The 16925-nt window shown below is 52.4% G+C and carries 12 protein-coding genes; 11 read left to right on the forward strand and 1 reads right to left on the reverse strand.

The features are described from left to right. From AC07WB_RS19640 to AC07WB_RS19650, 3 genes are all read left to right on the forward strand, one after another. Entirely contained in the window at positions 1-930 is a 930-nt protein-coding gene (locus AC07WB_RS19640; RefSeq protein WP_007886110.1) for a RepB family plasmid replication initiator protein, read from the forward strand. Positions 931-2546: 1616 nt separating this feature from the next. Continuing rightward, positions 2547-3746: an AAA family ATPase gene (locus AC07WB_RS19645; protein ID WP_345830308.1), complete on the forward strand. Its 1200-nt coding sequence runs from the start codon at positions 2547-2549 to the stop codon at positions 3744-3746. Positions 3747-3753: 7 nt separating this feature from the next. Beyond that, entirely contained in the window at positions 3754-4725 is a 972-nt protein-coding gene (locus AC07WB_RS19650; RefSeq protein WP_345830306.1) for a ParB family protein, read from the forward strand. Between the two features lie 448 nt (positions 4726-5173). Here AC07WB_RS19650 and AC07WB_RS19655 read toward each other — a convergent pair whose 3' ends face one another. Then, positions 5174-7105 carry a sigma-54-dependent Fis family transcriptional regulator gene (locus tag AC07WB_RS19655; RefSeq protein ID WP_494941088.1) on the reverse strand — a complete coding sequence of 644 codons (1932 nt, stop codon included), beginning with the start codon at positions 7103-7105 and terminating at the stop codon, positions 5174-5176. 272 nt (positions 7106-7377) lie between these two features. Here AC07WB_RS19655 and ssuD point away from each other — a divergent pair, with 272 nt between their 5' ends. The 8 genes from ssuD (at position 7378) to AC07WB_RS19695 (ending at position 16851) form a co-directional block, all read left to right on the forward strand. Then, positions 7378-8550 carry an FMNH2-dependent alkanesulfonate monooxygenase gene (gene ssuD / locus AC07WB_RS19660; protein WP_097098222.1) on the forward strand — a complete coding sequence of 391 codons (1173 nt, stop codon included), beginning with the start codon at positions 7378-7380 and terminating at the stop codon, positions 8548-8550. A 14-nt stretch (positions 8551-8564) separates the two neighbouring features. Beyond that, entirely contained in the window at positions 8565-9971 is a 1407-nt protein-coding gene (locus AC07WB_RS19665) for an FAD/NAD(P)-binding protein (RefSeq protein ID WP_494941089.1), read from the forward strand. Positions 9972-10045: 74 nt separating this feature from the next. Continuing rightward, complete coding sequence (locus AC07WB_RS19670; RefSeq protein ID WP_494941090.1) at positions 10046-11440, forward strand: LLM class flavin-dependent oxidoreductase; 1395 nt, start codon at positions 10046-10048, stop codon at positions 11438-11440. Continuing rightward, a complete protein-coding gene (locus AC07WB_RS19675) occupies positions 11437-12456 on the forward strand; it encodes a methionine ABC transporter ATP-binding protein (protein ID WP_494941091.1) in 1020 nt (339 codons plus the stop codon). Before AC07WB_RS19670 ends, AC07WB_RS19675 begins: the two co-directional genes overlap by 4 nt. Next, the gene (locus AC07WB_RS19680; protein ID WP_097098226.1) at positions 12453-13151 is read left to right on the forward strand and encodes a methionine ABC transporter permease; all 699 of its coding nucleotides are present in this window, start codon (positions 12453-12455) and stop codon (positions 13149-13151) included. The genes AC07WB_RS19675 and AC07WB_RS19680 overlap by 4 nt, the downstream gene beginning before the upstream one ends. Continuing rightward, entirely contained in the window at positions 13148-14023 is an 876-nt protein-coding gene (locus AC07WB_RS19685) for a MetQ/NlpA family ABC transporter substrate-binding protein (RefSeq protein ID WP_400457305.1), read from the forward strand. Before AC07WB_RS19680 ends, AC07WB_RS19685 begins: the two co-directional genes overlap by 4 nt. A 176-nt stretch (positions 14024-14199) precedes the next feature. Beyond that, complete coding sequence (locus tag AC07WB_RS19690; protein ID WP_097098228.1) at positions 14200-15633, forward strand: MFS transporter; 1434 nt, start codon at positions 14200-14202, stop codon at positions 15631-15633. A gap of 3 nt (positions 15634-15636) precedes the next feature. Beyond that, the gene (locus AC07WB_RS19695) at positions 15637-16851 is read left to right on the forward strand and encodes an acyl-CoA dehydrogenase family protein (protein ID WP_494941092.1); all 1215 of its coding nucleotides are present in this window, start codon (positions 15637-15639) and stop codon (positions 16849-16851) included. Positions 16852-16925 lie beyond the last annotated feature (74 nt).

The raw sequence follows: 16925 nt of genomic DNA on the forward strand, positions 1-16925 counted from the left end.
ATGGCAGATAAAGAGAGTGAAAACAAGGCGTTACTCGAGCCTTTTCTGTCGGTGACAAAAAATAGTGGTGAAGTTATTCAACTCCACCCAAATAAAAATAACACCGTACAACCGGTCGCTTTGATGCGCCTGGGTCTGTTTGTTCCTACGTTGAAATCGACCGCGCGCGGTAAGTCAGGTGCGATGGCATCGACCGATGCGACGAAAGAGCTTAAGAACCTTTCATTAGTAAAATCAGAAGGTTATGAAAAGATTACCATCACTGGCGCACGGCTGGATATGGATAATGATTTCAAAACCTGGGCCGGCATCATTCAGTCTTTTTCTCGTTATCCCTCTAAGGGTGATACCGTGACGCTGCCATTTATTGATTTTGTTAAGATGTGTGGGATCCCATCAGCAAACTCGTCAGCCGCATTACGTAAGCGTCTGGACGCGTCTTTACGACGTATTGCGACCAATACCTTGTCCTTTGAAGGTAACGGTAAAGCCTACCACACTCACCTCGTGCAATCGGCGTATTACGATCGTGAAAAGGATCTGGTACGAATCCAGGCTGATCCAAAGCTATTTGAACTCTATAATTTCGACCACAAAGTACTGTTGCAGCTGCGCGCCATTTCGCGTTTGAAGCGCAAAGAGTCAGCGCAGGCGTTGTATACCTATCTAGAAAGTTTACCGACCAATCCGGCGCCAATTTCCCTTGCGCGTTTACGTATGCGTCTCAATTTGGGATCTAAGACCACAACGCAGAATCACGTAGTACGCCGTGCGATGGAGCAATTGAAAGAGATTGGCTATCTTGATTATTCGGAAGTGAAACGTGGTCGCTCGGTGTTCTTTATCATCCATAGCAGAACGCCAAAGCTGGATGGGATCAGTAATCTTGAAAGCATCGATTCGCTGGAAGATATCGAGTTCGAAGAGTGATCTCCCCCATTCACTGTAATCAGTAACCCCTCCTCCGGCAGTGTCACTTTTTGTGCAAAAGTGACATCTGCTCTTTTCATAACGTTCACTGTAATCAGCAGTTATTTAGCTGTTCACTGTAATCAGTTGTGTTCACTATAATCAGTAATTCAGCTCTATCTCAATTCCATTATCTGTTGTGGACGTGGTCATGTGCCCATTATTACTGGGTTATAATGATAGTGAGTACTTACAAGGGCGCTGATATATTATCGCATAGCACCCTTCACTTCACGTTTACCGATCATAGTGAACGTTCAGATCACCCGCTAAATTTACCGATTACAGTGAATGATACCAATGACATTATTTACTGATTACAGTAAATTATAATGGTTAACTTAATGATTTATAACACTAAAAATTAATCTTCTTATTCGGGTTTACTGTAGTCAGTACGTTCCCTGTTAATACAAACAGTAAAAGTGACAGGGTTGGTCACAACACTGATTACAGTGAACATTAACGATATCTCAACGCTATAGCGAAAAGAGATTACTGTTCGTTTTGGAAGAATGTTGGCGTCCTGAATCTGTGCGTCACGCTGTCACTGATTACAGTGAATGTTATAGTCATAGCGCCTGCCCTCCCCCTTTTGCGCACGCCCTGCCGTTTCACAGCCTTTCCCAATTTTACTGAATACAGTGAACGTTCGGATACATGCCGAACGAGCTGAATGTACTGATTACAGTGAACACTTGCAGCAATGCTCTGGAGCGGTGGATGGAACCACTAAGAAGTGCGTGCTGATTACAGTGAATGTGCGCTTTCCTTTATCGCCTTCTCCCCCTGCGATGAGTTCATCCAACGGTTAAGGCTTTAAACCTGATCTACTGAATACAGTGAATCTTTGCCGAAATTGTAAAACCACTTATTGCTGATTACAGTGAACGTTGTTCTCTATGTCATCACTTTTACTGATTACAGTGAATGAGCTTGTACAAACCAACTTTGCTTTGCTGATTACAGTGAATGTTTAACCTGCCCTTGAGTGTGGTTTTACTGACTATAGTGAATCCCTGATACCTCCCATTGCCAATGCTACTGATTACAGTGAACGTAGAAAACGCGAAGAGATGATCATCAAGAGTTACTGATTACAGTGAACACGAACTCCAGGCATCTAACAGATGCTACTCAGGCTTCATGCTTCTTCCTCGAAGTATGGCCACTGATTACAGTGAATGTTCATCAGATGATTGCTGATTATAGTGAACCGTGTACTGAATACAGTGAACGTTAAGGGAGCCTAGACAAGCTTTGCTGATTACAGTGAATGTTCTCAGATTTCAGCCGCAACTGCCCTATTTCATGCTTACGGCAAGCAGTGACAAATAGAAGTGACTACTGATTACAGTGAACCTTTGATTCAATGAGCAAGTAATGCACGGTTTAATTTTGAACAATAAAAGGCTGAAGACTAAAAGGTGTGCACTGATTACAGTGAATATTTGGCTTAAATCGTTCTCAGCCAAGGTATTTCCTCAGAACTGACTGTTCCTGTGCAGAAGAGATATATTTGCCTCGTGTGCAGGATTTATGTATAAAGTCATAAATCCTACATGTGTGGAGCAAGTATGGCTAACGATGAGAAGCAAGTTCTGAAAGTTGCACAACGTTCAGAAAGAATGCTGATGAGTTTGACCGAGCAAATTCAAGCGCAGAAAGAAGAGTTGCAGGAAAACACTTTTTATCAGGTTTACGCGAAAGCGGCGTTAGCCAAACTGCCAAAGCTAACGCGTGCGAGCGTTGATTACGCCGTTAATGAAATGGAAGAGAACGGTTATCCGTTCGATAAGCGTGCTGCAGGTAGCTCAACCAAGTATGCCATGTCGATTCAAAATATTATCGATATCTATCATCATCGCGGCGTACCCAAATATCGTGACCGCCACCCTGAAGCGTTCAGCATTTTTGTTGGTAATCTGAAAGGTGGAGTATCGAAAACCGTTTCTACGGTCTCTCTTGCTCACGCACTCCGCGCGCATCCACATTTGTTATTCGAAGATTTGCGCATTTTAGTTATCGATCTTGATCCACAATCTTCTGCAACGATGTTCCTGAACCACGAGCGTTCAGTAGGATTAGTTGAGGCAACTGCCGCCCAGGCTATGCTGCAAAACGTGAGCCGTGAAGAGTTACTTAACGAATTCATTGTTTCATCAATTATTCCAGGCGTGGATGTGCTGCCCGCTTCTATTGATGACGCCTTCATCGCCTCACGCTGGGAAGAGCTGTGCGCCGCGCATTTGCCGGATCATAACGTCCATGCTGTGCTCTATGACAATGTAGTAGCCAAGCTGAAAAAGGATTACGACTTTATCTTTATCGATAGCGGACCGCATCTGGATGCCTTCCTCAAAAATGCCATTGCCGCTTCAGATTTGTTGATGACGCCGGTTCCACCCGCGCAAGTGGATTTCCACTCTACGCTGAAGTACCTGACGCGCTTACCTGAGCTGATAGGCATCATTGAAGAATCAGGCGCGGCCTGCCGCTTGCAAGGCAATATCGGCTTCATGTCTAAACTATCTAATAAAGCCGACCACAAGCTGTGTCACAGCCTGGCGAAAGAAATTTTTGGCGGCGATATGCTTGATGCAGCACTGCCGCGTCTGGATGGATTTGAGCGCTGTGGTGAGTCGTTTGACACCGTTATCTCAGCCAATCCATCAACCTATGTAGGCAGCACCGAAGCTTTAAAGAATGCGCGTTCAGCAGCGGAAGATTTCGCTAAAGCCGTATTTGACCGTATTGAATTCATTCGCCTGAACTGAGGTTATTATGAGCGCAAAAAGAATCACGATTGGCCGCACCTTCAGCCAAACTCCTTTGCAGACTGAGGAAAGCGCCGATGGCCATTCTCAGACTTTCATTCTTTCAACGGGTAAACGTGCGCTGTTCACACTTGAGCACATCACCGCGAAAGAGATTGAAGAAAAAACCTTCGTTAAAATGGAAACCAATGGCCGCGATCAGTCTGGCCTAACCCCTGAATCACTGCGCGACATTATCCGCACCATCAAATTGCAGCAATTCTTCCCGGCTATAGGTGTGAAGCGCGACGATCGCATTGAAATTCTGGACGGCTCCCGTCGTCGTGCAGCCGCGTTGCACTGCAAAACTGGGCTGGATGTACTGGTCACAGAGGTTGCTATTACTGCTGATGAAGCGCGCCGGTTGGCCCAGGATATTCAAACTGCGCGTGAACATAACCTGCGTGAAGTGGGTATGCGTTTACTTTCCCTTAAGGACAGTGGCTTGTCACAAAAGGAAATCGCGCAGAGTGAAGGCTTATCGCAGGCTAAGGTTACCCGAGCCCTGCAGGCCGCTAGCGTGCCGCTGGAGCTGGTGACGTTGTTCCCCAACCACTCGGAACTCACCTATCCTGATTACAAAGCATTATTGCAGGCTTACGAGAAATTGCAGGAAACGGGCCAAACGGTAGATGCGCTGATCGATACCATCGGGATGGATGTCGATACTGTATGTGCACGTGATGGGTTAGCGGAAGATGAAGTCAAGAATGGAATTCTGCGCCTAGTGCGTAATGGCAGCCAAACGCTAATGCAGTCTCCAGCGAAAGATAAAGTTGTTGCCACCCCGCTTTGGAGCTTTGCCGATAAAGATCGCTTTGCGCGCAAGAAAACGCGCGGCCGCATGTTTAGCTATGAGTTTAACCGCCAGTCCAAAGAGTTGCAGGAAGAGCTGGATAGAGTGATTAATGAGACGCTCAATAAATACCTTAACCAGTGATGATAATGCCGCCTTCGGGCGGTTTTTTTATACCTTCTTCCACTCTCGCCAGCACTATTTCATCGCTAACTGTATGAATTATCGATTATCAGCGAAGAAATTTCAGCCTGAAATCGCCAACATTTCAAGCCTATCTACTTTGTCAGCATGGTTAAATTCACCAGAAATCTTTAACCTGCTGCGGCCTATTTAACCAGCTGAATGCTTAATCAGCTTCAATAGTACTATGCAAAGTTCATCCAATTAGCATGCATGAAATTTCAAAGGCTCGCCATACTAATTTCATGTATAACTTAATGATTATAAGGGCTTTTTGTAATTAATTTCAGCCTGAAATCGCCCTGTATACGCTTTGGCACCGTTTCGCGATGATGCAATAAAACTTTATGAGCCAGATGATATGCAATGATTTATCCACAGAAAGCGTGGATAACTTTACTGTCCTGGCCTACTCAATGAGTGCCAACGCTGATGAAAACTGCCAAATCGCATCACGCACGCGCACCGGTTTATTAATCAGTCCCAACGCATAAAAACGGTCGGCAATTATCTGCTGTTCCTTTATGACTTCAAAAGCCATTGCACGGGTTTTATGACTGCGGCGCGTCAGTGCACGTTCCACTGCTGCCATTTCCAGCCCTAGCTCTTGCGCTAACATTGCAGATGCTTCGTGACGATGGCTATCTATGAATGAGCCAGTTTGCTGTAAGCTCTCCACCAGCTGTCTGAGAATATCATCGTGCTTTTCAACATAATCACGACGAGCAAGATAGAACTGGTGATTATTTACCTGCCCTTCACCATTAACTAAAATGCGCAGCTCAGGATTACTTTCTGCCGCGCTAAGTAGCGGGTCCCACATCATCCATGCATCAACCGAAAGATAATCGCTAGCCGTCAAAGGATATTTTGGCGGAGTGTAGACCACTTTCAGTTCCTCCAGGCCAATTCCTGCTTCTTCCAGCAACTGCAGCAGTAACCAGTGAACGTTAGAACCTTTATTGACCGATATGCGTTTGCCGCGCAGATCCTCGACTGTGCGAATATCACTTCCGCGCGGCACAACAATACCCACGCTGCTCGGTGCGGGCGGTTCCCAGGCGATATAGGTCACACCGCTGCCGTTAGCTTGTGCAAAGATAGGAGGCACCTCACCGGTGGTTCCAAAGTCGATCTCATTGTTTTGCAGTGCGTAGAGCAATTGTGGGCCAGCAGGAAATTCACTCCAGAGCACACTGATCCCCTGCTCAGCGAAGACGTGTTCCAGGCTTTGACGTGCTTTCAATACACCCAGATTGCCAAATTTTTGATAACCAATACGTAATTCTCGCTCTTCTTTACCCTGAATAAAGGCATTCGGTGATGACAATGCCGCTTTGCGCCGTCCTTTAATCATTCCCTGATTTGCCAAATGCGTACGTAGGGTGTGCCGACTAATGCCCAATAGCGCCGCTGCCTGAGTTTGATTCTGGTCGGTCATTTCAAGCGCGTTACTAATCAGGCTATTGATGACGCGATCGAAGAGTTGCTGCGGCTGGCTGATCAGCTGTTGTTGCAGAAAACTGTCGAGAGTGGAATCTGACAACTCATGCAAGCCTCGTTCACTGTAACCAGCAATACGTAGCTGAGCGGGTGTTAATGTCTCTTCGCGGCTAAGCAGCACGGCATTATGTAAGGTATTTTCCAGCTCACGAATATTGCCGGGCCAGCTGTATTCCAGCAACGCTTCCAAAGCATCTGGCGAGAGGTGTCTTGCAGGACGTCCGAGTCGGCGGGCATAGAGTGCGAGGAAATGTTGAGCCAGCAGTGGAATGTCTTCGCGACGCTGGCGCAGCGGAGGTAAAGGAACCACCGCAATATTGAGACGATAAAACAGATCTTCGCGGAAGCGCCGTTCACGGATCGCCTGCGCCAAATCAACGTGGGTAGCCGCAATCACGCGCACATCTACCTTTACTGATTTGCGTGAACCTACACGTGTGATCTCACGCTCCTGCAAAACGCGCAGCAGTTTAACCTGCAATGACGGACTCAGTTCACCGATCTCATCGAGCAGTAATGTTCCGCCTTGTGCCGATTCGAACCAGCCGGGATGCGCCTGCGTAGCACCGGTAAATGCCCCTTTCTCATGGCCGAACAGTTCCGCCTCAGCCAGGCTCTCGGTTAATGCGCCACAGTTAACCGCCAGGAAAGGGCCGTGGCGCCGTTGGCTATGATGATGCAAATAGCGCGCGACCACTTCTTTACCCGTGCCGGTTTCACCGACTATCAGCACGGTTGCATCGGTTGGAGCGAATTTATCCAGCAGAGATTGGAACGCCAGTGAAGCCGGGTCGACCAGGCGTGGAGAATCGGTATGGTTGGCATAGGTGGTTAACATGGAGTCACTCCTTAAACAGCATAGCGCTAAGCTAAATGCTCACAGAGGCTATTAACACCATGTAAAAAGCATAAGCTGTTGCATATGCAGCAATAGCTGTTGTGTGTGAGTTGCAATTGCAACTAAGCAGTCCGCACTTGTAAAAGGTAACTGGTTGAATTTAAGTGGTTATCATTATTTTCCAACCTGGCACGGATTCTGCTAATAGCTATATAACTAAATAAGCAGTTCAAATTGATCATTTTTTAATAAAGTTATATAGGAAAAGCATAATGGCCGATTCCGAGAACGATAAAATTAATGTCTTCTGGTTTTTACCGACACACGGTGATGGACGGTACCTGGGCACCGCTGAAGGCGGTCGCCCAGTCGATTTAGCCTATCTGCAGCAAGTTGCACTCGCCGCAGACAACCTCGGCTTTTATGGCGTGTTAATTCCAACGGGCAAAAGCTGCGAGGACTCCTGGCTGGTTGCGTCGGCATTAGCGCCAATTACGCGTCGTCTGCGTTATCTGGTTGCGGTACGTCCCGGTCTGCAGCCGCCTACGCTCGCCGCACGTATGGCAACCACACTTGATCGTCTGTCTGAAGGCCGTTTACTGATTAATGTGGTGACAGGTGGTGATCCGATTGAGAACAAAGGAGATGGCATTTTCCTTAACCACAGTGAACGCTATGAGGTCACCAAAGAGTTTCTGGATGTCTATAGTCGGCTGATGCGTGGCGAGAAAGTGGATTACGAAGGAAAGCACATTCACGTTGAAGGGGCAGAAGTTCTGTTCCCGCCGGTACAGGAAAACGGTCCGCCGCTCTATTTTGGTGGTTCATCCGATGCCGCTATCGATGTTGCGGCGGAGCAGATTGATACCTATCTCACCTGGGGCGAACCGCCTGCGCAGGTAGCTGAGAAGCTGGAAGTGGTGCGTGCACGTGCGGCGCAGCGCGGGCGTAAGCTTGAATACGGTATCCGCTTGCACGTTATTGTGCGCGAGACTGAAGACGAAGCCAAAGCGGCGGCAGAGAAGTTGATCGCCCATCTTGATGAAGAGACTATCGCCCAGGCGCAGAAGATCTTTGCGCGTATGGATTCCGCCGGTCAGGCGCGTATGAGCGCCTTGCACAACGGCTCGCGCGATAATCTCTACATCTCGCCAAATTTGTGGGCGGGTGTGGGGCTGGTGCGTGGCGGAGCAGGAACCGCGTTAGTCGGCAGCCCTGAACAGGTAGCTGAACGGATACGCGAATATCAGGCGTTAGGCGTAACCAACTTTATCCTGTCAGGTTATCCGCATCTGGAAGAAGCCCATCGCGTGGCTGAACTGTTGTTACCGTTGCTCCCTCTTGCGAACGGACAGCAGCAGCGCGCGCGCACCATTAATACCGGCCCGTTTGGCGAAACTATTGGCGGCGATAAGCGTCCTTCAAAACAGGCGAGCGCCAGCTAATGCAGGAGAAGGCAATGGCAACTGCACGGGTGATCATCGTCGGTGGCGGCTTCAGCGGTACGGCGCTGGCGATTCATCTCGCGCGTCAGTCGTCAACTGCGTTACAGATTACAGTGGTCGAACCACGTGCCACTCTTGGCGGCGGTGTTGCCTATTCCACACCGGAACCTGCGCATCGCATTAATGTTCCCGCTGCGCGCATGCAACTCAGTGGGGAAGAGCAGGGCGCATTTGATCGCTGGTTTCGCAATCAGCCAGAATGTTCACTGGATTCAGCAGCCCATTGCGCTGACGGCGCCGTTTATCCGCAGCGCGGGATGTTTGGACGTTATCTGGCGGAACAGTTTGCTGCGGCGGCAAAAGCGCATCCACAGATTACACTGCGCCACATTCAGGCCAGTGCGGTCGCCTGGGAAGGAGAGCAGCTGTTACTCAGTAATGGTGAGGCGTTACAGGGAGACGTGCTGGCGCTGGCGGTAAGTCATCCGCCACCGTCGTTGCCGCGTGCGTTACGGCCTTTCACGTCACATCCCGGGTTGATTGCCAATCCGTGGCAGCATGGCGTTCTCGATGCCATCAAACCTGACGCATCAGTAGCGATCATCGGAAGCGGGCTCAGTATGGCAGATGTCGTGGCGTCGTTAGGCACCCGCCAGCATCAAGGCTCGCTCATCGCCTTCTCGCGCCGTGGGCAGCTTTCTCGTGACAATCTGAGCGGTGACTGGCCGGAGTGGACGCTGGCTCCGCAGATCGTCCCCACTGCACGCGCGTGGCTTCATCACATTCGGGCGGAAGTGGTGCGTGCCGCCGAACAGCAGTTACCGTGGCAGCGCGTGCTGGATCAGGTGCGCGTGCAGGGGCAGGCGATCTGGCAATCGTTGCCGCTGCGCGAACAGCAGCGGTTTGCTCGTCATTTACGCTCGTGGTGGGATGTTCATCGCTACCGCATTGCGCCGCAGGTTTCCACCGTCATCCGTCAACGTCAGCAGCTGGGCAGCCTGAAGGTGCTGGCTGCGCGTCTTGACAATATCGCCGCAAAGGGCGATCGGTTAGCGATCGCGTTGCGCTTACGCAATGGCTCCGTGGAGACACACCATGTCGACCATTTAATTGTCACCACCGGGCCCGGACATGCCGCCTTAACCGCCAGCCAGCCGCTGCTGCAATCGTTGAGCCAGCAAGGTGTGATTCGCGCTGACCAATTGGGTTTTGGCATCGATGTAGATAGCCATTCGCATACGCTCAACCGCGAAGGCCAGCCAAACGCGCGCCTGTTTGTGGTTGGCCCGGCTGCACGAGCGCACTTTGGTGAACTGATGGGCTTACCGCAGGTAGCCGATCACGCTGCCGACGTGGCGACCCAGATTTTAGAAGAATTGCAAATCGCTCACGCCGAGCGATGTCCCCCTTCAGCGCTTTAATCTCTCAACATCCTAAAAATTAACTGACGAACGCCGGGTCGTAACACGATCACGGCCTCGCTATGGAGATTGCTATGCCATCGCAACGTGAAATACGCTTGAATGCGTTTGATATGAACTGTGTCGGACACCAGTCGCCGGGCCTGTGGGCGCATCCGCGTGACCGCTCATGGCAGTATAAAGATTTGGAATATTGGGTGGATTTAGCGCGCCTGTTAGAGCGCGGTAAATTCGATGGTCTGTTCATTGCCGATGTGCTTGGCATCTATGACGTATTAAACGGCAACGGTGATGCAGCTATTCGCCAGGCTACGCAGGTACCGGTTAACGATCCGCTGGCGTTGATCACGCCGATGGCGCTGGTTACGGAACACCTCGGATTTGGCCTTACCGCGTCGTTATCATTTGAACATCCTTATCCGTTTGCACGCCGCCTGTCCACGCTCGATCACCTCACCAAAGGGCGCGTTGGCTGGAATATCGTGACTTCTTATCTGGAGAGCGGCGCACGCAATATCGGCCACAAGGCGCAAACCGATCACGATAGCCGTTACGATTACGCCGATGAATATCTGCAGGTGGTGTACAAGCTGCTGGAAGGCAGCTGGGAACAGGATGCCGTACTGCGCGATCGAGAGCGCCGTATTTTCAGTGACCCGAGCAAAATCCATCCTATCAATCATCAGGGTACCTTCTTCAACGTACCCGGTATTCACCTGTGCGAGCCGTCCCCGCAGCGCACACCCGTGTTGTATCAGGCCGGTGCTTCAAGCCGTGGCAAACAGTTTGCTGCTGAGCATGCCGAATGCGTATTCGTGGCGGCGCCTTCAAAAGTCCTGCTGAAGAAAACCGTCGCGGATATCCGTCGCCGTGCCGTAGAGGCGGGACGCGATCCGTACAGTATTAAAATCTTCAATCTGCAAACCGTGATTGTTGGCGAAACCGATTTGGCGGCGCAGGCGAAATGGAAAGAGTACACCAACTGGGTCAGCTATGAAGGCGCGCTGGCGCTGGTATCAGGTTGGACCGGCATCGACTTCGGCCAGTATCAGCCGGACCAGGTATTGAAATATATCCACACCAATGCGATTCAGTCGGCGGTTGAAACCTTCTCCACCGCCGATCCCGATCGCCAGTGGACGGTTAAAGCGCTGGCGGATTGGGTTGGTATTGGCGGCTTTGGTCCATTGATTGTGGGTAGCGCGGAAACCGTCGCCGATGAGTTGCAGAGCTGGGTAGAGGATACCGACGTTGATGGCTTCAACTTTGCCTATGCGTTGACGCACGAAACCTTTGAAGATGTCGTTGAGCTACTGATTCCGGAACTGCAAAAGCGCGGCGTCTATAAAAAAGAGTACGCGCAGGGCACGCTGCGCGAAAAGCTATTCGCCGCCGGTCCACAGCTACAAGCGCCGCATCCGGGCGCGGGTTACCGCGTGAAAACCTCCGCGCCGCAGGAGGTCTCATGATCGAGATAGATCAGCTGAGTAAGCACTATCGCGCACCCGATGGGCGCCTAACCGAGGTGTTGCAATCCATCAATTTGCAAGTACCGCAGGCCAATATCACTGCGGTGGTGGGGCCAAGCGGTGCGGGAAAATCCACGCTCGCGAAGTGCATCAGCCTGCTGGAGCAACCGAGCTCGGGCAGTATTCGCGTCAACGGCAGCGATCTCTCCCGGCTGGATGGCGAAGCGCTGCGCCAGGCGCGTCGCTCAATCGGCACGGTGTTCCAGTCTTCCGCGCTGCTACAACGCAAAACGGCGTGGGAAAACATCGCTTTACCTCTGCGCTATCTCGGCGTGGTGGATCGCGATATTACCGCACGCGTCGGTGAACTGCTGGAGAGCGTTGGCCTCAGTCACAAAGCCAAAGCCTATCCCAGCCAGCTTTCCGGCGGCCAGCGTCAGCGTATCGGCATCGCGCGTGCGCTGGCGCTGCGTCCGACGGTTCTGCTGGCGGATGAAGCGACTTCCGGACTCGATCCTGAAGCCACGGTAACCATTCTCGATCTGCTGAAAAAGCTGCGTGATGACTACAAGTTGGCGATTGTGCTAATCACCCATGAAATGGACGCGGTACGTCAGGCTGCCGATGCGGTGGCAGAAATCCGCGACGGCCAGATTGTGCAGTACGGCGTGGTGAAAGCGTTGCTGGCGCAGCCTGACTCTGCGCTGGGCCAGCGGTTGCTCCCGCTGGCAGCACAAGCGAGTGATGCCGAGCTGGTGTTGCAGCTCAGTTATCGCACCGATGTGCCGGTCACCAGCGACTGGATCTCACGTCTTAGTCAGCAGTTCGGTTTGCGCATTGATTTACTCGGTGCGCACGTTGAGCAGGTTAACGGTTTGCAAGCTGGACGCCTGCAGGTGGGCGTTCACTTCCAGCATGAGCGTCTCCCGCTGGCGCGTTTACTGGCCCAGTTTGAGCAGCTGGGCCTGATAGCCAGCGTTTCCGGCAGCGTATTGCCATTGAGGGAGGCAGTATGAGCGTGTCGGTAATGAGCCAGGATACACCGTGGCCAGAAATTCCGGCATTAATGCTGCCCGCGCTTGGCGAAACGGCATTGATGGTGGTTATCGTGATGCTCTTTGTGGTCACATTCGGCGGCGTGGTGGGCGTAGTACTGTTTAACACCTCGGCACGCGGTCTGTTCCCGCATCGTGGCATTCATCGCGTGCTGAGTTGGATCGTCAACATGGGCCGTTCGCTGCCGTTTCTGGTACTAATGGCGGCTATCATTCCGTTTACCTTCTGGCTGACGGGCACCACCATCGGTATTCCGGCGGCGGTGGTGCCGATGATTGCCGCAGGTATTCCATTCTTTGGTCGGCTGGTGGATAACGCACTGCGCGAACTGCCCGGCGAAGTGACGGCCGTTGGCCTGGTATGCGGTGGTTCGCGCTGGCAGATCATCCGTTCGGCTCAGCTCAGTGAAGCGCTGCCGGCGATTGTCGCCGCCGTCACGTTGAACCTGATCTCCATGATTGAGTACTCCGCCATTGCCGGCACCATCGGCGCGGGCGGCATTGGTTATCTGGCGGTAGTGTACGGCTACCAGCGCTTCGACAACCACATCATGATCGCCACCATCGTGGTGCTGATCGCGCTTATTCAAACGATTCAATTTCTCGGCGACCGTTTGGTCACCGCATTACGTCATCCTCAGGGGACATCGCTATGACAACACAAGATTTTGAGCTGCGGAAGACGCGGCGCTGGCCATGGTTGCTACTGATTATAGTGGTCGTTGTGCTCGCCGCAGGCGGGTGGTTCTGGCGCAGCCAGCAGCCGCAGGCCGTGGTATTTGGCACCACGTTAAAAATACATTTTGAGCCAGCGATGGCGGGCGAGCAGAAGCTGATTGAATACGTCGGTGAGCACATCGCGCCGGATTATGGTTTGAAACTCGAAGCCGTGGGCGTGCAGGACCCGGTGCAGGCGGACCGCGCGGTAGCGGAAGGGCAATATGCCGCCACGGTGTATCAGCATCAGTGGTGGTTGAAGCAAGTAGTAGATGCCAACGGCTTCGCGCTCACGTCGGCACTGCCGCTGTTCCAGTGGGCGTTTGGTATTTACTCCGATCGTTACAAATCAGTGGCGGATTTACCGCAGGGCGCAACGATTGTCGTACCGGATGACGGTGCCAATCAGGGGCAGGCACTCTGGTTACTGGCGCGTCAGGGTTTAATTACGCTGGATCCAAATGTCGAGCCGCGCACCGCGAAGCTAAAGAATATTGTCGGCAACCCACATGGATTTGTTTTTAAAGAGCTTGATCTGTTGACTATGCCGCGTGCGCTGAATTCGGTTGATGCGGCGATTGGCTACGTGTCGCAGTTTGATGCCGGTAAGGTGCCGCGCGAGAAAGGCATTCTCTTCCCACCTGCGCCGCGCACTTTTGCCTCGCAGCTGGTAATCGGCACGCCGTATCTGGACCAGGAAAACATCGAGAAGCTGAAAAAAGCGTTCTCCGATCCGCGCGTACAGCAATGGCTGAAGACTACCGACGATCCGCTGGTGAAAGGGGTGTTGGTGCCGGTTTCTGCTGACTAATCTGCAGGTTAACCCATCCCCCGGACTCGCCGTGCGCGTCCGGGTTTTTCTGTTTGGTTTTTTATTTAACTAATTGATATTTATGTAAATTAATATCAATAAATGTTGTTTTGGCGCGGCTTAATAAGCGTTTATAACTCCCTCACCTGCACTACAAAACAACAACGTGAGGCGTTATGAGTTCTCTTCCTTTAGAAAACACCATCCCGGTTTCAGAACCGGTCCGTTCGGTCAGTGATGTGGCAAGACTGATCAACACCCGCAGTAAAACCAACAATTATGCGCGAATGATTGTATTCCTCGCGCTCGGCGGCGTATTTCTTGACGCCTACGATCTCACCACGCTGTCTTACGGTATTGACGATGTGGTGCGCGAGTTTCAACTCTCGCCGCTGCTGACCGGTTTGGTTACATCATCAATTATGGTTGGCACCATTGTCGGCAACCTGGTCGGCGGCTGGCTGACGGACAAATATGGCCGCTATTCGGTGTTTATGGCCGATATGCTGTTCTTTGTCGTCTCGGCAATTGCCGCAGGATTAGCGCCAAACGTGTGGGTGTTGATTGGCGCGCGTTTCCTGATGGGTGTCGGCGTAGGTATCGATCTACCGGTGGCTATGTCCTATCTGGCGGAATTCTCCAAATTTGCCGGTAAAGGCAACAAAGCAGCGCGACTCGCTGCCTGGTGCCCGATGTGGTATGCCGCTTCTACGCTCTGCTTCCTGCTGATCTTTGCGCTCTATTTCCTGCTGCCGAAAGATCATCTTGATTGGTTGTGGCGTGCGTCGCTGCTGTTCGGTGCGGTGCCCGCGCTGTTGATCATCGCGGTGCGCAGCAAGTTTATGAACGAGTCGCCGTTGTGGGCCGCTAATCAGGGCGATCTCAAGTCGGCTGTGCGTATCCTGCGCGACTCCTATGGTATTCATGCCCATGCAGCCGAACCGGAAGCGCCACCAGCTGCTGCCGCGCCGAAGGTCAGCTTCCGCGTGCTATTCCAAAAACCCTGGCGTGAACGCACCATCGTCGCGGGCGTGATGAACATTTGCATCTCATTTGAATACACCGCAATTGCCTTCTTCCTGCCGTCGATTCTCGCGCAGTTCCTGGGAGCGGGGGTGTTTGAAACCATTTCGGCGTCGCTTGGCCTCAATGCGTTGTTTGCCTTTACTGGCGGTCTGCTCGGTATGCGTCTGGCGTGGAAATATCCGTCGCGCCACGTGGCAATTGCCGGATTTGCACTGCAGTTCTTTGCGCTGATTGCGCTGGCGTTGATTGGTCATCCTGAAGCGATTGCCGGTATTGTTTTCGCCATCCTGATGCTTGGCCTGTGGCTGTTTGCCGAAGGTTTTGGTCCAGGCGCGCAGCTGATGGTTTATCCGGCGCTTTCCTATCCCACTTCTATTCGCGCCACCGGCGTGGGCTTTAGTCGTGCGCTCTCAGGCATTGGTAGCGCACTGGCGCTATTTATTCTGCCGCTTCTGCAGGCGGCACTTGGCACCAATATGTTCTGGGTGGTTTCACTGGCAGCAATTATTCCGATCTTCTTCCTGCTGGCGGTGCGCCACGAGCCTACGCGCCATGACATCGATGATCTTTCACATCAGGAGTGAGCCATGAGCTTATTAGTGACAGAAACCCATTACGACACGCTGGCGGCGCATTTCCGTCCGGTGTTTGCGCGCATCGCACAAGGTGCGGTGGAACGCGAGCATGTGCGCACTTTGCCCCATCAACCCATCATCTGGTTGAAAGAGGCGGGGTTCGGCACGGTGCGGGTTCCGAAAGAGAAGGGCGGGTGGGGCGCATCGCTGCCGCAGCTGTTCCAGCTGCTAATCGAGCTGGCGGAAGCTGACTCTAATCTGCCACAGGCGCTGCGCGCACATTTTGCGTTTGTTGAAGATCGACTCAACCAGCCGGACAGCCCAGAGCGTGATGGCTGGTTCCGCCGCTTTATTGATGGTGAGCTGGTGGGCAGCGGTTGGACGGAAATTGGCGCGGTAAAACTGGGTGATGTGATTACCCGGGTCACTCCTGGTGAAGCGGGCTGGACGCTGAACGGCGAGAAGTTTTACAGCACCGGTACGCTGTTCGCCGACTGGATTGACGTCTATGCACGCCGCAACGACAACCAGGGCGATGTTATCGCTCTGGTGAACACTCACCAACCCGGCGTCACGCGTGAAGATGACTGGGACGGATTTGGCCAGCGCTTAACCGGCAGCGGCACCACGCGTTTCGCCAATGCCCATGTTGAGCAGGAGCACGTCTATGATTTCGCGACGCGTTTCCGCTATCAGACTGCTTTTTATCAGCATGTGTTGTTAGCGACGCTTGCAGGAATCGGACGCGCGGTGGCGCGAGACGGCGCACAATCGGTGGCAGCGCGCAAGCGAGTTTACAGCCATGGCAACGCGGGGGCGGCACGTCAAGATGCGCAGCTATTGCAGGTGATCGGCGAAATCACCAGTCTGGCGTTTGCAGTCGAAGCCACGGTAATTCGCGCGACACATTCACTGCAATCAGCATATGTTGCCCATGTGAGCAGCGATGAGGCGCAAATCGTGGCGGCGAATGTGTTGGCTGAAGCCGAAGCGGGCCAGGCACAGGTGATAGCCAGCGAGCTGGTCACGCGCGCAGCGACCGAGTTGTTTAACGCTTTGGGGGCATCCGATACGCGCGTCAGCAAGGCGCTGGATCGCCACTGGCGCAATGCACGAACTGTCTCGTCACATAATCCGGTGGTCTATAAGGCGCGTGATATCGGTAACTGGAAAGTGAATGGCAACGCACCCACCAGCATCTGGCAGATTGGCGCGGGAGAGGGCTGATAAATTCAGGTGCGCGTCATGCGCACCGTACCAAAGCCTTGCTAAATAATCCTGGGGTCACCATTCATGGCGTA

The sequence above is a fragment of the Pantoea sp. GW821-FHT03E06 genome (assembly GCF_059420725.1).